This window comes from Roseivirga echinicomitans, from assembly GCF_001592935.1.
In the GTDB taxonomy this organism is placed as follows: domain Bacteria; phylum Bacteroidota; class Bacteroidia; order Cytophagales; family Cyclobacteriaceae; genus Roseivirga; species Roseivirga echinicomitans.
In genome coordinates this window covers 232,549-250,900 of record NZ_LRDB01000001.1, presented here as the reverse complement: position 1 = coordinate 250,900, position 18,352 = coordinate 232,549, and the positions used below count along the sequence as shown (strand labels likewise).

Annotated in this window: 18 protein-coding genes; 10 read left to right on the top strand and 8 right to left on the bottom strand. The window is 38.5% G+C overall.

Going from position 1 to position 18,352, the window contains the following annotated elements; genetic code table 11:
• Positions 1-12: 12 nt before the first annotated feature.
• The 4 genes from AWN68_RS01160 to AWN68_RS01145 all read right to left on the bottom strand — a co-directional run bounded on the left by AWN68_RS01160 (position 13) and on the right by AWN68_RS01145 (position 2,818).
• Entirely contained in the window at positions 13-522 is a 510-nt protein-coding gene (locus AWN68_RS01160; RefSeq protein ID WP_068410262.1) for an RNA polymerase sigma factor, read from the bottom strand.
• A 251-nt stretch (positions 523-773) separates the two neighbouring features.
• Complete coding sequence (locus AWN68_RS01155) at positions 774-1,673, bottom strand: MerR family transcriptional regulator (RefSeq protein WP_068410259.1); 900 nt, start codon at positions 1,671-1,673, stop codon at positions 774-776.
• Between the two features lie 2 nt (positions 1,674-1,675).
• Positions 1,676-2,125, bottom strand: a complete 450-nt coding sequence (locus AWN68_RS01150) for a sterol desaturase family protein (protein WP_068410256.1) — start codon at positions 2,123-2,125, stop codon at positions 1,676-1,678.
• Positions 2,126-2,167: 42 nt separating this feature from the next.
• Entirely contained in the window at positions 2,168-2,818 is a 651-nt protein-coding gene (locus AWN68_RS01145) for a carotenoid biosynthesis protein (RefSeq protein ID WP_068410254.1), read from the bottom strand.
• 80 nt (positions 2,819-2,898) lie between these two features.
• Here AWN68_RS01145 and AWN68_RS01140 point away from each other — a divergent pair, with 80 nt between their 5' ends.
• On the top strand, positions 2,899-3,201 hold the full coding sequence (locus AWN68_RS01140; protein ID WP_068410252.1) for a DUF4286 family protein: 303 nt from the start codon (positions 2,899-2,901) through the stop codon (positions 3,199-3,201).
• Positions 3,202-3,236: 35 nt separating this feature from the next.
• Here the strand turns inward: AWN68_RS01140 and AWN68_RS01135 are convergent, their stop codons facing one another.
• Positions 3,237-3,713, bottom strand: a complete 477-nt coding sequence (locus tag AWN68_RS01135) for a GNAT family N-acetyltransferase (RefSeq protein ID WP_068410249.1) — start codon at positions 3,711-3,713, stop codon at positions 3,237-3,239.
• A 45-nt stretch (positions 3,714-3,758) separates the two neighbouring features.
• Positions 3,759-5,030: a serine--tRNA ligase gene (serS, locus tag AWN68_RS01130; RefSeq protein ID WP_068410246.1), complete on the bottom strand. Its 1,272-nt coding sequence runs from the start codon at positions 5,028-5,030 to the stop codon at positions 3,759-3,761.
• A gap of 260 nt (positions 5,031-5,290) precedes the next feature.
• Here serS and rho point away from each other — a divergent pair, with 260 nt between their 5' ends.
• From rho to AWN68_RS01095, 7 genes are all read left to right on the top strand, one after another.
• Positions 5,291-6,967: a transcription termination factor Rho gene (gene rho / locus AWN68_RS01125; protein ID WP_068410243.1), complete on the top strand. Its 1,677-nt coding sequence runs from the start codon at positions 5,291-5,293 to the stop codon at positions 6,965-6,967.
• Positions 6,968-7,170: 203 nt separating this feature from the next.
• Entirely contained in the window at positions 7,171-9,132 is a 1,962-nt protein-coding gene (locus tag AWN68_RS01120) for a histidine kinase dimerization/phosphoacceptor domain -containing protein (protein WP_068410241.1), read from the top strand.
• A 6-nt stretch (positions 9,133-9,138) separates the two neighbouring features.
• Entirely contained in the window at positions 9,139-9,750 is a 612-nt protein-coding gene (locus AWN68_RS01115; protein ID WP_068410238.1) for a response regulator transcription factor, read from the top strand.
• Positions 9,751-9,752: 2 nt separating this feature from the next.
• Positions 9,753-11,795, top strand: coding sequence for a tetratricopeptide repeat-containing sensor histidine kinase (locus AWN68_RS01110; RefSeq protein ID WP_068410235.1), 2,043 nt, complete (start codon positions 9,753-9,755; stop codon positions 11,793-11,795).
• 76 nt (positions 11,796-11,871) lie between these two features.
• A complete protein-coding gene (locus AWN68_RS01105; protein ID WP_068410233.1) occupies positions 11,872-12,258 on the top strand; it encodes a response regulator in 387 nt (128 codons plus the stop codon).
• Positions 12,259-12,336: 78 nt separating this feature from the next.
• A complete protein-coding gene (locus tag AWN68_RS01100) occupies positions 12,337-12,951 on the top strand; it encodes a response regulator transcription factor (protein WP_068410230.1) in 615 nt (204 codons plus the stop codon).
• Between the two features lie 473 nt (positions 12,952-13,424).
• On the top strand, positions 13,425-14,963 hold the full coding sequence (locus tag AWN68_RS01095) for a GH3 family domain-containing protein (RefSeq protein ID WP_068410228.1): 1,539 nt from the start codon (positions 13,425-13,427) through the stop codon (positions 14,961-14,963).
• Here the strand turns inward: AWN68_RS01095 and AWN68_RS01090 are convergent.
• On the bottom strand, positions 14,949-15,548 hold the full coding sequence (locus AWN68_RS01090) for a M48 family metalloprotease (RefSeq protein WP_068410226.1): 600 nt from the start codon (positions 15,546-15,548) through the stop codon (positions 14,949-14,951). The genes AWN68_RS01095 and AWN68_RS01090 overlap by 15 nt on opposite strands.
• A gap of 232 nt (positions 15,549-15,780) precedes the next feature.
• Here AWN68_RS01090 and AWN68_RS01085 point away from each other — a divergent pair, with 232 nt between their 5' ends.
• Entirely contained in the window at positions 15,781-16,137 is a 357-nt protein-coding gene (locus tag AWN68_RS01085; protein WP_068410223.1) for a response regulator, read from the top strand.
• A 1-nt stretch (position 16,138) separates the two neighbouring features.
• On the top strand, positions 16,139-17,512 hold the full coding sequence (locus AWN68_RS01080; protein ID WP_068410221.1) for a sigma-54-dependent transcriptional regulator: 1,374 nt from the start codon (positions 16,139-16,141) through the stop codon (positions 17,510-17,512).
• 85 nt (positions 17,513-17,597) lie between these two features.
• Here the strand turns inward: AWN68_RS01080 and AWN68_RS01075 are convergent, their stop codons facing one another.
• Positions 17,598-18,218 (bottom strand): porin family protein, encoded by a 621-nt coding sequence (locus AWN68_RS01075; RefSeq protein ID WP_068410219.1) that lies wholly within the window; start codon positions 18,216-18,218, stop codon positions 17,598-17,600.
• Positions 18,219-18,352 lie beyond the last annotated feature (134 nt).

The window sequence follows — 18,352 nt, the reverse complement described above, 5'->3', positions numbered from 1 at the left end:
GAGGATTTTTTATTAACGTGTTTTATATACGCTTAATTTATCCTTTAAAAGTTTTCTGGCAATGTGAATTCTGTTTTTTACTGTACCAATTGGGATTTGCTCTCTGTCTGCAATCTCCTGATACTTAAACCCTCTGAAGTACATCATGAAAGGAGTTTTGTAAACATCATCAAGCTGATCAATCGACATATTGATGTCATTCAGTGTAAAATCTCCGTAAGCGCTATTTTCAATCTTAGTGCTTGAAGAGTTAATGAAGTGAAGGTTGTCGGTGGTGTCAATGAAAGTACCCCTTCTCATCATTTTCTGATAATTGGTGATGAAGGTATTTTTCATAATGGTATATAACCATGCCTTGAGGTTTGTTCCTTCTGAGAACTTATCTCTGTTCTTATACGCTTTCATCAGAGTTTCTTGAAGCAAATCATTTGCATCTTCTGAATCTCTAGTGAGCTTTAAAGCGAAAGGTTTTAGTGACTTAGTCATTAACCCGATCTCGTGGTTGTACTCAAGAACTGTCATGGTTGTATTTTTATTTTGTTGAACAAATATCAATAAACGTTAAACAAAATACAAACAAAAACCGTGATGTTTTTTGAAAAGGGTATAAATATAGAACCTACACTAATTTAGAAATCAGTGTAAAGCGCATTATTAAGTGCCTTGAGAGCATTACAAGGGTGTTTTAAAAAGTCTTAATAAATTGGAAAATAATTTTGGATGGAAGACACCAATATTTAAAGGTGTAACTTCCTCTGTAGAGAAAATTACTCCTATGGGGTGGTGATTGTGGAATTCTCTTCCACAAAAGTGATCAAATCATTAAGGCTAGCGAGGGAAGTAACGTTATCGGGTAGTTGAAGGTCCTGACCAACCACCTGTCTCCCACTCACCAAAATTTCCGAATCAGGGAAAAGGTTTGATAGCTCTTCAATGTATTCTGTTGGGGTTGAATTTAGAGGCTTACCGGTAAGTACAGTAATTAGATATTCTGGTTCATAAATTTCATGAGCCATCTTTAGGTCGTCTATGGGCAAAGTTTGACCGAGGTATATTACCCTTCCGCCTCTTGATTTTATCAGATAGTTTGCGAAAAGGAGGATTAACTCATGAAGTTCACCTTCAGGCAAAAATAACATGTACTTTTTTGCTGAGCTATCTACATTCGTTTGTTGACCATCAATAGCGACCATGATTTTCTGTCGTACTAGGTGACTAATGAAATGTTCTTGAGCTGGGTTTATGGCATCTGTAAGCCACATTACTCCAATTTTAGATAAAAAAGGAATTACCAAGTTCATCATGGTTCGCTCAAAGCCATGCTTAAGCGTATTTGAGTTTATTATTTTTTCGAACCGTTGTTCGTCCAAATCAATCATACATAGCGTGAGGGCATAGATTTGATCTGCGAAGTTGGTACTGTTATCGGAAATATTGATGATGGCTTCGTTCAGTTGCTCCCGAGTCATTTCAGCAATCTTCGATATTTTGATGCCGTTATCTTTCAACAATGAAACGTTGAGGATGAGCTTCAGGTCGTCTTGATCGTAAAACCGAATATTGGTTTCTGTTCTCTTTGGGTTAATGAGGTTATAGCGCTGTTCCCATATGCGTAAAGTATGGGCCTTAATGCCTGATAAATGCTCTAAATCTTTGATTGAATAATTCGCCACGACTAATTTTCTCCTTCCTCCTTAAAGTACTTTTTCGGAACCACAAATAGACCAAAAGATACTGAATCTTCTTTCTCTCTTGTTTTGTGATGTGCCCTGTGTGCTCTCATAATTGCTTTTAAATATTTGGACTTTGGTCGCCCTAGAAGCTTTAATCTTTTGTGAATGAGTACATCGTGTAAAACGAAGTAGAGCATTCCGTACAAACTGATTCCGCAACCTAGCCAAAACCTGTAATCTAAATTTTCAACTCCTAAGAAGATCAGCACTATGGCTATCCCTCCAAATAGGAGTGTGAAAAGGTCATTCAATTCGAAATAACCTTTTGTGTGCTGATGATGCGTTTTGTGAATTTTCCATAAAAAGCCATGCATAATGTACTTGTGAATCCACCATGAGAAAGTTTCCATTAAAACGAAACCAGCCAATAACCACAATACAGCTTTAATCATCAGCGGCATAACTTAATGTTTGGTGCTTTGTTCAACAAAAATTTAAATTAGGTTAAGACTTACGAAAAACGCCATTTCTATTATAAGAAGCTTTATAGCAAGCGGATTGTTTTTAGAAAAGTCCAATTTCTGAAAGATAATATGAAGAAGAAGGGCAATTATATACCAACTCAGGTAATTCTGGGCTGGTATACTTGAGCCTGCCCATTGCCAAAAGTCAAAGCGTATTGCAACTGGCTCAATCAGTAGGTCAAGTATCACCATCATTCCGGCTCCGACAGTGGTTCGAATCCAAAAGTTACTGGAGAGCTTGTTGCTGACTATTCCAGTAATGTAAATTAATATTGCCCAGTTGAGCCCAATAATAAGAGGTACATCAAATAGCTTAAAACCTAAAGTTGGGCCATAGGTATATTCGCCAAAAATGGCTCCTGTTTTAACGCCAGCCACCTCGATGAAAAACCCGAACAAAAATGTAAACAGGATAAAGATGAAGTATTTGGCATTCTTACCTTCTTCAAAATGAAAAATAATGGCTGCTGTAAGCAGTAGGTTAAAAGGCGTAAGCGATTGGAAAAGAGCTCTACTCTCTTCAAAATACAAACCCAATACCCCAGCAGCGTGAATTGCAATGAGAAGAATAAAGGCAATGCGTTGGTTTCGTTCACCTGTGGAGAGAAGTTGCTTTAGCATAGTTTGGAAAAACTCGAAGTACCTTTTATTGTTTCAAGGTTCAAGCAGATTGTTTTAGATTTGCAGTAAAACTAATATTTATGATCTTATATAACGTAACCGTAGCAATTGAAAAAACTGTAGAGGAGGATTGGAAAGTGTGGATGCGTGATATTCATATTCCTGAAGTGATGGCTACAGGTGCTTTTGTTGAACATAAATTTTTTAGGGTAATGAAGGAAGAAGAGGAATCTTCATCATACAGCATTCAATATTTTGCTGAAAATCACAGCAAGCTCCAAACGTACCTTGGTCAGCACGCTCCCGGCCTTCAGCAAAAAGCAGGAGATGCCTTCCCCGGTAAATTCGCTGCTTTTAGAACTTTGCTTCAGGAGGTGGAGTGATTTGAACCTTAAATGTACAAGGTGGAATTCTCTATTTACCCTGCCTTATACTCTTGAATCTGCTTAAACTCTAATTTACAATTGATCCAAGATTCGTCTAAGTCAGTGCCTAGTTTTTTGTAGAAGTTAATGGCGGGTTCGTTCCAGTCGAGCACTTGCCACATTACTTGACGGGCATCTACGGCCTTGGCTTCTTGCACAATGGCGTCTAAAAGCTTTTTACCAATACCAGCTCCTCTTTTCTCTTTTCTTACTACCAAGTCTTCAAGAAAAATGGCTTTTCCTTTCCAAGTAGAATAACGGTAATAAAAGATGGCCGTGCCCTCAATCTTTCCGTTTTCTTCGGCCACAAAGAATTCAAAAATAGGCTTTTCGCCAAAGGCATCTTCTGTCATTCTTTCTATAGAATTTTCTACTTCGTGAAGTGCTTTTTCGTATTCTGCTAATTCTTTGACCAGTTCAAAAACTTGGGTTAAATCCTTTGACGTTCCTTTTCTGATGGTAATGCTCATGGTGGGTATAAAAGAAATGGGGCCTAAGCCCCATTGTGTTTCAAATTAAATTTTATCGAAGCCAGTGTATTGCACTAGCACCTCTGGAATATTGATTCCGTCTGGTGTTTGGTTGTTCTCTAAAAGGGCGGCTATAATTCTAGGCAAAGCCAAAGCGCTTCCATTTAAAGTGTGTAACAACTGAATTTTTTTGTTTTCGTCTTTGTACCTCAACTTTAATCGGTTGGCCTGAAAAGTCTCGAAATTACTTACTGAACTTACTTCCAGCCACTTTTCCTGTGCAGCAGAATACACCTCAAAGTCAAAGGTAAGCGCGGAAGTAAAGCCAATGTCGCCACCACAAAGTCTTAAAATTCGGTATTGTAGTCCAAGTTTTTCAAGCAGGCTAGCCACGTGATTACACATGTCATCAAGTGCTTTGTAAGAATCTTCTGCCTTGCACACTTGAACAATTTCTACTTTGTCGAACTGATGCAATCTGTTCAAACCACGAACGTGCGCACCCCAGCTTCCTGCTTCTCTTCTAAAGCAAGGCGTAAAACCAGTGTGCTTAATTGGCAGTTGGTCTTCGTTTACAATTACGTCTCTATATAAGTTAGTAATTGGCACTTCGGCAGTAGGAATAAGGTACAAGTTCTCATTTCCTACATGGTACATTTGCCCCTCTTTGTCTGGTAATTGGCCCGTAGCATAACCCGAGGCTTCGTTGACCATAATTGGAGGCTGTACTTCAGAAAAACCTGCGGCCACGGCTTCATCCAAAAAGAAATTAACCAAAGAACGCTGCAAACGAGCACCTTTTCCTTTGTACACAGGGAAGCCAGCGCCCGTAATTTTAATACCTAGGTCAAAGTCAATAATGTCGTATTGTTTGATCAAGTCCCAATGCGGCACTGCCTGATCGTGTAGCTTAGGAGCTTCACCAACCGTTTTTATGATTTCATTGTCTTCATCTGTATTTCCTGACGGAACAGAAGGGTGAGGCACATTTGGAATTGTATACAACAAAGCCAATAGTTCCTTTTCCACTTGGTCCTTAATTTCTGCTAATTCTTTACTGGCAGCTTTCAGTTCGGCCGTTTTGCTTTTTATTTGCTCCGCTTCATCGCGTTTCCCAGCTTTCATTAAGCCGCCAATTTCCTTGGCAAGTGCATTGGCTTCTGCCAAATTGGAGTCAAGGCTCTGCTGAGAGGATTTACGCTTGTCATCAAGCGCAATGGCCTGATCCAAAACCTGTTCAACATTAGGGAAGTTGCGTTTCTTCAACCCCTCGATTACCCTTTCCTTCTCCGTTACTATTTGGCTGATTTGCAGCATGACTTATATATTCGTTTATAGTGGCAAAGTAAATCAATTCCTCTAAAAAAGAGGGAGTAAAACCAGCTAAGTATATCCTTTTTGTTAAAATTACCGTTCAATGTTTGATAAGTAGCAAGAGATGCTCTATACTTGCGTGTTCCTAGGATGAGAGTGATCTTTTTCTGCACATCATCTCGAGAAATACTCAAATAATTATTTCATTAATTTTAATTAACTCCCACCCATCCGGATAAGGGATTCCCCCAAAGTATAAATCTATGTACACCATTGAAGAATTGAAGCTAATGCTGCTTTCAGAATTGAAAGAAATTGCAGAGGCAATGAGCTTAAAGAACTATAAGAAGCTCGGAAAACAAGAACTTATTTACGCCATTCTAGATCAACAAGCTCGAACTCCAGACGAGGCTTTACCAAAGAAAACCGCAGTTAAGAAAGAAGAAACTACTACGGACGAAGCTCCTAAAGAAAAAGTAGAAAGACCTGAGAGAGCTGAGCGCCCACCAAGAAAAGTGAAGCGTGAAAACGTAACCGAAGTCAAAAAAGAAGAAGAGTCTAAGAAAACTGAAGGCGGTGAAGAGAAAGCTGTTGAAGCAAAGGTAGAAAGACCACGCCCAAGGCCACGTCCTGTTAACAAAGATGCGCAACCAAAATCTTCTGACAATGTAGAGGTCGAGCAAGAAGTAAAGGGAGAACAGCAAGAAGGCGAAGCAAGTGATGCAAAGCCAGAAGCTAGAAAAAATAACGACCGTAAAGATAACGGTGACCGCAGAGATAACAGAAAAAGCAATAAGCAGCAATACAATCAAAGCATCAAAGATTTTGATGGCTTAATTGAAAGCGAAGGTGTTTTGGAGATTATGCAAGATGGCTACGGCTTCTTAAGGTCTTCAGATTACAACTACTTGGCCAGCCCAGATGATATTTATGTATCTCCTTCTCAAATCAAATTATTTGGTTTGAAAACAGGAGATACTGTAAAAGGACAAATCAGACCTCCGAAAGAAGGTGAAAAGTATTTCGCTTTATTAAGAGTAGAGTCTGTAAATGGAAAAACTACTGAAGAAATTCGTGATAGAGTTCCTTTTGAGTATTTGACTCCACTTTTCCCAGAAGAGAAAATCAATTTAAGTACTAAGCCTAGCCTTACTTCAACCCGAATTTTGGACATGTTTGCTCCAATTGGAAAAGGGCAAAGAGGTATGATTGTGGCGCAGCCTAAAACAGGTAAAACTGTTTTATTGAAAGAAATTGCTAACGCGATTGCTGAAAACCACCCTGAGATTTATCTAATCATTTTATTGATTGATGAAAGACCTGAAGAGGTTACGGATATGGCCAGAAGCGTAAAAGCTGAGGTAGTATCTTCTACTTTCGATGAGCAAGCCGACAGACATGTGAAGGTTTCTAACATCGTTTTAGAAAAAGCGAAAAGAATGGTAGAGTGTGGTCATGACGTAGTAATCCTTTTGGATTCAATCACGCGTTTGGCCAGGGCTTATAACACCGTTGTTCCTTCATCTGGTAAAATCCTTTCTGGTGGTGTTGATGCAAATGCACTACACAAACCAAAGAGATTCTTTGGTGCTGCAAGAAATGTAGAGAATGGAGGTTCGCTTTCAATTATCGCTACTGCCTTGATTGAAACTGGTTCTAAAATGGACGAAGTAATCTTTGAAGAATTCAAAGGTACGGGTAACATGGAGCTTCAATTGGATAGAAAATTGGCCAACAAGCGTGTTTATCCTGCTATCGATGTTCCTGCTTCTGGTACAAGAAGAGAAGACCTATTGATGAGCAAAGAGGAATTACAACGTGTTTGGATCTTGAGAAAATTCATGTCGGACATGAACTCAATCGAAGCCATGGAATTCTTATTAGACAGAATGAAAGGAACGAAAGACAACGAAGAGTTCTTGATTTCAATGAACGGATAGTTCTTCCGGAACAAAAATTTCAAAGCGATCCTCGAAAGAGGGTCGCTTTTTTTATGCCTCACCCACCTTCTGCTTAATACTTAATTGAAGTAAATAAGAGGTATAACTAAATTATTATAGCAAATTGAACTAAGGTTGAATTAATCAATCGGCCTACCTCACTGTATATATAATAGTTTTTTAGTAAACAATTAATATCAATAATGCTTCAATTAAATATTCTGAAAAAGCATTCTGGTTGTGTTTGGGGCATACTTCTACTTGTACTCATTAATTTTAACCCAGCATTACAAGCCCAAGAGGTAATCTCAATTGATTCACCTCAATTTGACTTTTCAGTGGGTAAGGGAAAATCGCTACTTGTTTTTGAAGACACCACTGCGAGCTTAACCTTCAATGATATTATTGAAAACCCACCATTCAATGGTGAAGTGACTGGCCCAAATAACCTTACAGGGTTTTACTGGATAAAATTAAGCCTTTTGAACACTACCATTAATGACTTGGAAGTGGTGGTTACGGGTTTTAGAACGATCAATAGCAAGTTGTTTCAAGTACTGTCAAACGGAGAGTTATTCAATGCACCCTATGGAGCGTTTCAAAAGAAAAAGGGACTTAACCAAGGAGATAGTAGAGCACATGTTTCCTTCGCTCTAAAGGCAGGAGCACCACAGGATGTTTATTTTAGAGTTCATGGAAGGGCCTTCAGTGCCAATTTTATGGACAGTAAAACATTTCGGACTAAGCAGTTACGGGGGCAAGTACAGGATTTGCTGTTTTTTGGTGCTTGTCTAATCTTGGTTATTTACTCATTGATTCAATTTGGCGTTTATCGTTATATGCCATACCTCTGGTTGGCCATGTTTGCATTGGGAATGGGAATGTATGCTTTCTCTGTCCAAGGCTTTTTTGTGGACTGGATTTTACCCAACTCGCCTACAACAGCGCTTAATTTCACTATGCCCTGGTCTCAGTTTGGCCATTTAGGAATGTTGTTTTTGGCCATTAGTTTTTTGGAGTTAAAAACAAAATTTCCGCTTTGGTATAAGGTCTTTATTGGGTTGATTCTCCTCACATTGTTACGTACAGTTGCAGGCGTAGTTCTTACTTCAGTCTATCAAGATTATGGCTTAATGACTGACATGAGTATTAAGCTGCTCATGATCGACATTACTCTGTTTCATGTTCTGCTTTTTGCCTTATGGAAAAAGGTAGAGAGAAGCAGAAAAGTGTTCTTGATAGGGCTTATAATATTTGGTGCAACACTAATCATTGCTTCTTTCACATGGAAATACATCTTCGTCTCTAAGTCAATTGTGCTTTTGTATACCAGCTCACTGGGCTCGTTGGTGCAGGTACTAATCTTTTCTATTGCCATTGGTATTAGAATGCGTCAGCACGAGGTAGAAAAAAATATTGCCTTAAACGAGTTGAATGTTGTTTTGAAGGAGCAAAATAAAAGAGTTGAAAACGAGGTAGTTGAGAGAACTAAGGAAATTGAAGATCAAAAGGTTGTTCTTAAGGAAAGAAACGAACGAATAGAAACACTATTCAAAGAAATACACCACAGAGTAAAAAACAACTTGCAGCTCATCTCAAGTTTACTGAATATGCAGCAAGAGTGGAGCGGAACTAAAGATTCTGCTAAGGCGATAGAGGAAAGCAGAAGCAGGGTGGTGGCTATGTCAATGATCCATCAGTTCTTATACCGAACGGATGACATTGCCACGATTGATTTTAAGGATTATGTGGTCGAGTTGGTTAAGAAAATTGATGGTATCCAGACAAAAAAGGGATGTTATGAATTGGTGGTGGACTTTGATAGCCAGCCTAATTTTGACCTTGATACTTCTATTTCTTTGGGGCTAATCTTGAATGAGCTTTTGACCAATTCATATAAACATATGATTGATGAAAATAATCAACTAGAATTAATGCTTAAACTTCATTCTAGGAAAGATGGAATGTTTAACTTGACATATCAGGACAATGGGGCTCCTATACCTGATACATTTGAAGAAATGACAAAGAAGGGTTTTGGCCTGAGGTTAGCTTCTCGCTTGGCGACACAATTACACGGGAAACTTGGTTACGAATATGATTGCGGCAATAGATTTACTATTGTATTTGCCGATGAAGAGATGAGAATAACACTTATTGACTAAAACTGAATGAAGAAGAGAATACTTGTTGTGGATGATGAAGTCATTATTGCAGATGACCTTTGCAGTACATTGAATGGGCTTGGTTATGATGCATTAGAGCCTGCCCTTTCATACAAACAAGCCATAGACATGCTATCTACTGAAACCGTAGATTTGGCAATCTTAGACATTAATTTGGGTGGAAGAAAAACAGGAATGGACGTGGCCGAATATATTCAGGAAGCGTTGGAAATACCATTCATTTATTTGTCTTCTCATACCGATACAAAGACCTTGGAATTGGCCAAGAACACAATGCCCTATGCCTACTTGGTTAAACCTTATGGAGCATCCGATGTAATGGCGGCTATTGAAATTGCTTTTAATAACCAAAAACGTTACTCAGAGAACAAAGGAAACATTGATACAGAGCAGATCCCTTCCCTTACCGCGATGGAAAAAGTGGTGATTAGGAAAATTTCAGAAAACCTTTCCACAAAGGAAATTGCTGAACAGCTGTTTATCAGTGAGAGCACAGTCAAAAATCACCGACATAACATATGTGTTAAACTAGATTTGGCACCAGGAACCCATTCACTTCTTAAATGGGTAATGGAGAATAATCAGTATATTCAGTAATTATGACTAACCACCTCACCACTTCTGTAATTCGATACATTGCTGTAGTTGGCATTTTGGTATTGATACCACTTAAGCCCTTTGCTCAAGATAAACAGGAAGCAAAGATGGACAGTTTGGAACTAATCATTAACCAAACTAAATCTGAAGATAAGCTGATTGAATTGTTCTCTGCTCAAATAGTATTGGCTGAGCAAATGGGTGATTCTCCTAAAGTAGCCGAAGTTGAGCTTAGGCTGGCCAAGGTTTCTAGCTACGATGGGATCGAAATGCAACAGTACGCCAAAAGTGCTCTTAATTATTACCGTACCGCTAAAGATACGTCAAACATGATTGAAGCCACCTATCAAATGGCTTATTCAAAACAGCTTCAAAACGATTATGATAGTGCCATTTTTTTTGCCAAAAACGTGGTGACTTTGGGCGAAGAGTCCCGAGACACAGTTTCAATAATCAAAGGGCGATTAATGCTGTCGTCAGTTCATAATCATTTAGCTCAATTTCCTAAATCATTAGAAGAATTGAACCAAAGTAAGGTTTTGGCGGAAAGCACTCCCGATAATAAATCGGTAATTATGGACATTCTTAACCGAGAGTCATTTATATATTACACCTTGGGTGAGTATGATAAGAGTGCTGAAAAGATCAATCAAATAATTGAAATATTAAAGCCCGAAGGGGATGCAAGGAGACTTAATATTTGGTTGAACAATTTGGCTAGTGTTTACTCACTTTGCAACTGTGTTTCCTTCGAGAGGAGGAAGGAAGTACTTAAAGAGTCTATTGGCTACGCGAAGCAAGCGAATTTCACCTACGGTGAAGCTTTTGCCTATAAACATTTATCCGACACTTACAGAGATGCCGGAGAGTTAGACAGTACCAGGCACTATTTAGAGGAGATAGAGGTTCTGCTTCCAGAAATCAACAAACCTGATTTCACTGGGTTAGTAAGTGTAGCTCAAGGCTTCTATTGGAGGCATAATGGGAATAGAGAAAAGGCAGCTTATTACTATAAAATAGCGCATGACATATGGCAAGAAATTGGAAGACAAGATGAGCAGAAAGAAATGGCTTTGAACCTGAGTGATTTCTATAGCTACAAAGAAGATTTCAAGAAGGCATATCAATATCTATATACCTATGTCAGTTTAAAGGATTCACTTTACAATGCTGACAATGTGAAAAAGATTAAGGAGCTCGAATTATCTTATGATTTTCGCCAAAAGCAAATTACCGATAGCCTAAGGAATCAAGAAAAACTTTTACAGTCGGAATATGAGACCACGCTTCAAAAGCGTTCAAAACTCATGATTTTGCTTGTTGGTATTGGTGTACTAATTATTGCCTGTGTTATCTACTACAGTTTTATAAAGCAAAGGAAGTTAGCGGGGCTGCTTCGAGTGAAGAGTGACCAAGTAGAAATTGAACTGAAGCAAAAGGAGCTTCTTCTCACCGAGATTCATCACAGAGTAAAAAACAATTTTCAGATTCTTTCCAGTTTACTCGAATTGCAGGCCAAAGGGGTGGATGATCAGGCTACAAAAGATCGTATTTCTGAAGGTAAAAGTAGGGTTAAATCAATGGCATTGATACATAGTCAACTTTATGATAATGAAGGTCTGACCATACATTTAGCAGAGTATCTCAAAAATCTTATCAATGAAATTCAGAAATCTTTTGAAGGTCAAACTTCTGAGATTAACATGGATATTGATGCTGAATATACGCTAGATATAGATAATATGGTGCCATTGGGACTTATTGCAAATGAGCTTGTCACCAATTCTTTTAAATATGGAACCAATGCTGGTGGCCAATTAAGATTACATGTCAGTCTTCACCAAGAGGGAGAGTATAATGTGATTACATTCAAAGATAACGGCCCAGGGGTACCTTCAAGTTTTGATGTAAAGACAGCTAAAAGCACGGGGATTTGGTTGATTAGCCGATTGGCACTTCAGCTCCATGGCCACTATGAATATGAATATAATGAAGGTGCCATTTTTAAAATTTACTTCACTCAAAGTGAGTTTGTAAACTACTAAGAATCGTTTCAAGCCATTTCAATATAAACCTTGTGGTCTATTTACCTCTCTATTGTTAGGCAATAGATTTGTGGTTATGGTAGGAGCCGAAACCCTGTCGGCAATTAGAAAAGTACTTGTCGTTGAAGATGAAATAATCATTGCTGATGATATTGCAATGACCGTGGCCAGAATGGGGTTCCATCCGCTCGAACCTGTTTTTGACTATAATAGCGCTGTAGACTCTTATAATACGCACAATCCTGATTTAGTAATTATCGATATTCGTCTTCAGGGGAAGAAGACAGGAATTGAGCTTGCTACCTGGATTCGTTCTCGTTTTAATACTCCGATTATTTATATTACTGTTCTTGGGGGTACAGTAATTAGACATCAAGCTGAGCTTACTCAACCTACAGCTTATTTAGTTAAACCCTTTGTTAATCAAGAACTTATTGATGCGGTTAGCTCAATCCTGAACTAATCAATTTAGACCATTAGGTCTATTTACTGTTTTTTATTGTAAGTGTAGCTTTAGAATATCAACTCAAAGAGACTTATTTTGAAGGGAAAAAAAATATTGGTTGTTGAAGATAATGCCGAAGTTGCTGAGTGCCTTTGTGAGGCACTTCAATCATGCGGTTACCAAACTTGCCCCGTTGCAAAATCTTATGACGAGGCAATTTTGTATTTCAAAACCTATGCGCCAGACCTTGTTACCCTTGATATCTGCATTGAGGATGAGCGAACAGGAATTGATGTAGCCAATTACATTAAGCAGAATTCTAACACTCCATTTATTTATCTTTCAGGCTCTATAGATAGGGCATCCATTTCGCAAGTAAAGGCCACTAATCCATTTGCTTTTTTGACAAAGCCGTATGAGTTTTTTTCTTTAGAAACCACGTTACAGTCAGCCTTCACTAGTTACAGACCGCTGTCTAAGACAGACGAAACTGAGGATGAAGAACTTCCAGAGTTTACCCCAATGGAAAGGGTCATTTTAAAAGAAATTTCAAATGGTCTTACCTCAAAAAAAATTGCTGCTATGCTTAAGTTGAGTGTAAGTACCATTAAGAATCATAGACATAATATTTGCGTTAAACTCAAACTATCTCACACTACACATTCCCTTTTGAGCTGGGTGCTTCAAAACAAAAATCAGTTGAAGTTCTAATGCATATTGGAATTTAATAAAATGTCTCTTGACAATTAATTTAGACCGTGAGGTCTATTTACAGCTAATAATAAAGGCTATAGATTTGAATAATATAGTCTCAGACTATTTCTGTTTGAATTCAAGAAGTGGGTTTCTTGTTTGAGCTGCATTTAAACAGAGAGATCTATTGGGTTTCTCTGTTTGGCAGTTTTTAAGCTTAATAGTTACAAAATTAGACCTTAAGGTCTATTTTCTAAGGGAGTTTAAGGAGCTAGCTTTAGGGTCTTATGATTGGTTTGTATGATTATTTCTTGTTATTACCAATTATGAGATTCCTGTAAAAGATATTTAAGAATTTAGTAGACGACTATTTGGTTGAGGTGTAGTCAATCTACGAAGCCACCATACGGGTGGCTTCTTTTTTTTACTCCAGCATTTATAATGGCAAAGCTCTTGCAATAATGAGTTCATTAATCATTTAAATGAGCCAGATGCCACTGTTAGGAAAACTAATAAAGAAATCAATAGATGTCGCCAGCGACCTTTTGGAAGAAGATAAAAACCCAATCGAAGCCCAGACTGAAGTGTTAAAAAACTTGCTAGAAACGGCAAAAAACACCGATTTTGGGAGTCGATATCAATTCAGCGAAATACTTAAATCAGAAGACCTTTCTAAATCATTTAGAGTATCTATCCCTTGCTTTGACTACGACCGTATGTTTGGGGAATGGTGGCATAAGACTGTGGAGGGAATTCCCGATGTTACGTGGCCCGGCAGTCCAGAATATTTTGCACTTAGCTCAGGCACGACAGGGTCGGCAAGCAAACGTATTCCTGTCACCAAGGAAATGATTGAGGCAATTCGAAGTACAGGAATTAAGCAGGTGATGAGCCTTTCAGACTATGACTTGCCCGATGAGTTTTTCCAGAAGGGAATACTCATGCTAGGAAGTAGTACCCAACTTGAAGAAAGAAACGGTCATTTAGAAGGAGAAATTAGTGGGATAAGTGCTAGCAATATTCCGTTTTGGTTCAAGGGCTATTATAAGCCTGGGGAAGAGATTTCTAAAATTCAAGATTGGGATGAGCGTGTGCAACGTATTGCTGAACAAGCCCCCAACTGGGATATCGGAGCCCTTTCAGGAATACCTTCTTGGATTGAACTTATGCTTAAGAAGGTGATTGAATTTAATAATCTCAAAAATATCCACGAGATTTGGCCCTCGCTCTCAGTATTTACTACTGGTGGAGTTCCTTTTGAACCTCATAAAGAGAGCTTTGAAAAGTTACTCGATCACCCTTTACTTTATTTAGACACTTACTTGGCTTCAGAAGGCTTTATTGCGCTTCAGGTGAGTCCCAATGAGGATATGTCTATGCAATTGGCTTATGATATTGGCATTTACTTCGAGTTTATTCCTTTTCAACCAGAATACTTCGATGAAAACGGAGCTCCACTCGAAGAGGCACCCGCCTTGAGTTTAGCTCAAGTGGAAGAAGGTAACGAATATGCAATGCTAATTTCTACTGTGAGTGGAGCTTGGCGGTATAGCATTGGTGACACCATAAAGTTTACGAATAAAGAAAAAGCCGAGATTAAAATTACTGGCCGAACAAAGTTCTTTATGAACGTGGTTGGTTCACAGCTGTCGGTAAACAAAATGACCGATGCCACTCAGAAGCTTAAAGAAGAGTTTGATATGGCAATCTCGGAATTCACCATGGCGGCTGTTAAATACGATGGCGAGTTTTATCACCAATGGGTAATTGGAACTGGAAACAACTCCAATTTGAATGAAGAGGCTTTGGCTGACACACTGGATAAAGCTTTACAAAGTGCGAATAAAAACTATGGGGTGGCCAGAAGTAAGGCCCTCAAAGGAGTTAAAGTAAAGTTGATAACTTCAGAAGTTTTTTATGACTGGGCAGAGCAAACCAAGAAAAAAGGAGGTCAGATTAAAATTCCACAAATGATGAAGGAATCAGGAATGAAGGCTTTTTTGGATTTTCTAGAATCAAACGCTAGCTAGTTTTTTTGTAATTTCTTCCTCGTCAGTGTTCACAATCTCCATAATTTCTTCTGGTGATAGATATAACCTTTTGATCTTATTCTTATAGCGTTCAGGAAGGTGTGTGTTGTTAAGGATGAAGTTCTTAGTCTCTAATATCTCTGACCTTAAACCATGTCTGACAGCAAACTCATCTGCTCTTCTTTCTGCAGCTCTTACATATTTGCCTAGTATGAGGTATCCAAGCCCAAAACCCAATAGAGAAAGTACAGAACGATCTTTATAGTCCATAATGTGACCAAGTTCGTGTCCAATCCAGCCTACTAAAATGTTTTGAGGTAATTCTTCAATGCGAAGTAATTTACCTTCAATAACAAATCTCCTTCTAACATATATTACATAGGTGCGATCGGCTAATACACCAAATACCGAGCGAAACGAAGGCCTGGCACTCATTACCGATTTGCTCTTCTTTTCAGCAAAACGAAATTCGATTTTTACACCTTTGAGTTCAGGGTAATGAGAAAGCGCTATAAGTGTGGGAATTCTAATTTCTTCTGGAATTTTCTTTTTCCAGCCAAATGTATTCAACAGTAATGGTTCCATAAATTTTGTGTCAGTAAAAGTGTATCGCCAATATTCGATACTTCTTAATTTGGACTTTGATTGTCTGATCGGTATTTTTCAACATTAAGCACTCCTTTCAAAGCCTGTTTTATCCATTTATAGAGAAAAATTCGTGCCGTTGTGAACAAAGTGAGTGTAACTAGACTTTAATAAATATTCTGTGTAGTTTATTCCCCAACAAGGGGGTATATTCAGACAGTATAAAGGAACCATGACAGAAAGGAAGAGTGTAGCAATTGTAGATGATGAAGAGTTTATTGGGCACATGGTGTCAAAATTCTTGGAAAAAGAAGGATTGAAAACTACTTACTTTGATAGAATGCTTACAGCAAAGGAGAATTTTTTAAGCACTGTATATGACTACTATTTTTTGGATTTGAACCTTCCAGATGGAACCGGATTCGATCTGGTACCTTTAATTCAAGAGAGGGCAAAAGATGCGAAAATAATTATCATTAGCGCACATGACGGACATGAAGAATTAAGTAGAGCCAGGGCATTTGGTGTCCATGACTTTATTCACAAACCTTTCAATAAGCAGTCAATACTAAATACGGTAAAAAGATAAAATGGAGAAAATTTTAATAATTGACGATGATCAGGACATATGCCTGCTCCTCCAAAAATATCTTACGAAAAAAGGATATGAAACTTATGTGGTCTACAGCGGAAAACAAGCTGAAGATTGGCTGAAGAATAATCAGGTAGATCTTGTGCTATGCGATTTTAAGTTGCCAGATTATTCAGGCCTCGAGATTCTTCAGAAAATTAAAATCATAGATTCCAATATTCAAGTCATTATCATCACAGGTTACTCAGATGTTCGAGTTGCGGTGGAGGCCTTAAAAAGAGGGGCTTTCGAATATGTCACCAAACCCTTGTACCCAGATGAAATTCTCTTGACGATTCAGAATGCACTGAACCAAAAGTTGGAAGAAAATCACCCAAGGACAAGAATCAAGAAGAAACAGGTTAGGAATGAGTTTGTGGAGGGCGTGAGCCATGCTGCGCAAACTTTAGCCAAACACATTGAGTTGATCGCTCCTACTGATATGTCAGTCATTATTATGGGCGAAACAGGTATTGGGAAAGAATTTGTCGCAACGGCAATTCATGAGAAGAGCAAAAGAGCTGATCAGCCCTTTCAAGCCGTTGACTGTGGCGCTTTGCCCAAAGATTTGGCGGGTTCCGAACTTTTTGGTCATCAGAAGGGAGCTTTTACTGGCGCAATTGCCGATAAAAAAGGCTGCTTTGAATTGGCCAATGGAGGAACCCTCTTCTTAGATGAGGTTGGGAACCTTACTTATGAAAACCAAGTGAAGTTGCTAAGGGTGCTTCAAGAAAGGAAAGTGAAGCCTTTAGGCGCCACCAAGGAAGTTGAAGTGGATGTGCGCTTAGTTGTAGCGACAAACGAGAATTTAAAGGAGATGGTCAAAAAAGGTAAATTCCGTGAGGATATTTACCATCGACTGAATGAGTTTAGAATAGAAGTTCCCCCCTTAAGAGAAAGGCCGGACGACATTATTGTGTATGCTGAGCATTTCTTGCTAATGGCCGATAGGCAGTTGGAGAAAGATGTGAAAGGATTTACAGATGAAACGAAGGAAAAATTGAGTGAATACCCTTGGCATGGGAACCTGAGAGAGTTGAGCAATGTGATAAAAAGAGCAGTCTTACTATGTCAGGGAGAGCTCATAGAAACCATTCATTTGCCACAGGAAATTGTGACTCCAGACTTATCGGAAGCTGATTCGTCATTGCAGGTGTCTTTCAATGGAGAAATGCCTACCGATTTAAAGTCGGTGGCGGAGGCTGCGGAAAAGCGGGCAATTATTGAAGTGCTAAAACGCACGAAAAATAACAAAAGCAAAACAGCCGATCTACTTAAGGTGGATAGGAAAACGCTTTATAATAAGCTAAAAGCCTACGGAATAAATACCTGATTTAGTGGCTTGAAGAATTTCCATAAAAAATGCCCAGCAGTATTGCTGGGCATTTTTTACTATTTTATTTTTAACAATTGTCTTCTTACATTCCCAAAGCAATATAAAATTGGATGACCGAATTTTTGGCATCTCCCATAATGGACCTAGCATTGTTGGAATTAGCTATTTCTGTAAGTCCCAAATTATATCGTGCGCCTAGTTCAGTGGTTCCAAAATTAAGTCCTAGTCCTCCCGAGAAACCAAAATCAAAAGATTTTAATTCATCCCTGTCAATTTCACTGTATGAACTTCCAAAGTCTCCTTCAGTCGTCACATTTGCGCTAACTAAATAAGACACGTAAGGACCAAAGGTAATATCAAGAGCAGAACCAGCCTTTAAATCTAACATGATTGGCAATTCAAGATAATTCAAATTGAATTTTGCTTCTCCGTCAAATGGACCAGTACGGTACTCTGATCTATTTCCTTTTGTAGAAAATAAGAATTCGGTTTGGATAGCAGCAGAAGGGCCAATCTGGTTTTCTTTAAAGAAACCTAGACTGAAACCTGGTCTTAAATTATTGTCGTCTATGTCGTTAGAATAGAAGTTGCTAAGGTTAAAACTACCTTTTATACCTGACCTAAATTCCTGCGCCTTGCTCTGATTTGTAAATGCCACTAAGCTTAGCAGTGAAAAAATACTTGTTATAATAATCTTTTTCATGACTTTCTAGTTTAATTGTTATGTGCTTTTGCACTGTGAATTAGAAAAGGTTGTGCCATTTGCCAAAAAGGGGGTTGGAGCGCTTTACCACACTTTTCTTGGGGAATTGAAACCCCTTGTGAGTAATATCGACC

Excerpts from the sequence above, each read along its gene's own strand:
- AWN68_RS01140 (WP_068410252.1), top strand. The coding sequence starts at position 2,899 with ATGATCTTATATAACGTAACCGTAGCAATTGAAAAAACTGTAGAGGAG.
- AWN68_RS01145 (WP_068410254.1), bottom strand. The coding sequence starts at position 2,818 with ATGCTAAAGCAACTTCTCTCCACAGGTGAACGAAACCAACGCATTGCC.
- AWN68_RS01080 (WP_068410221.1), top strand. The coding sequence starts at position 16,139 with ATGGAGAAAATTTTAATAATTGACGATGATCAGGACATATGCCTGCTC.
- AWN68_RS01075 (WP_068410219.1), bottom strand. The coding sequence starts at position 18,218 with ATGAAAAAGATTATTATAACAAGTATTTTTTCACTGCTAAGCTTAGTG.
- AWN68_RS01150 (WP_068410256.1), bottom strand. The coding sequence starts at position 2,125 with ATGATTAAAGCTGTATTGTGGTTATTGGCTGGTTTCGTTTTAATGGAA.
- AWN68_RS01110 (WP_068410235.1), top strand. The coding sequence starts at position 9,753 with ATGACTAACCACCTCACCACTTCTGTAATTCGATACATTGCTGTAGTT.
- serS (WP_068410246.1), bottom strand. The coding sequence starts at position 5,030 with ATGCTGCAAATCAGCCAAATAGTAACGGAGAAGGAAAGGGTAATCGAG.
- AWN68_RS01115 (WP_068410238.1), top strand. The coding sequence starts at position 9,139 with ATGAAGAAGAGAATACTTGTTGTGGATGATGAAGTCATTATTGCAGAT.
- AWN68_RS01160 (WP_068410262.1), bottom strand. The coding sequence starts at position 522 with ATGACAGTTCTTGAGTACAACCACGAGATCGGGTTAATGACTAAGTCA.
- AWN68_RS01105 (WP_068410233.1), top strand. The coding sequence starts at position 11,872 with ATGGTAGGAGCCGAAACCCTGTCGGCAATTAGAAAAGTACTTGTCGTT.
- rho (WP_068410243.1), top strand. The coding sequence starts at position 5,291 with ATGTACACCATTGAAGAATTGAAGCTAATGCTGCTTTCAGAATTGAAA.
- AWN68_RS01085 (WP_068410223.1), top strand. The coding sequence starts at position 15,781 with ATGACAGAAAGGAAGAGTGTAGCAATTGTAGATGATGAAGAGTTTATT.
- AWN68_RS01120 (WP_068410241.1), top strand. The coding sequence starts at position 7,171 with ATGCTTCAATTAAATATTCTGAAAAAGCATTCTGGTTGTGTTTGGGGC.
- AWN68_RS01135 (WP_068410249.1), bottom strand. The coding sequence starts at position 3,713 with ATGAGCATTACCATCAGAAAAGGAACGTCAAAGGATTTAACCCAAGTT.
- AWN68_RS01095 (WP_068410228.1), top strand. The coding sequence starts at position 13,425 with ATGCCACTGTTAGGAAAACTAATAAAGAAATCAATAGATGTCGCCAGC.
- AWN68_RS01090 (WP_068410226.1), bottom strand. The coding sequence starts at position 15,548 with ATGGAACCATTACTGTTGAATACATTTGGCTGGAAAAAGAAAATTCCA.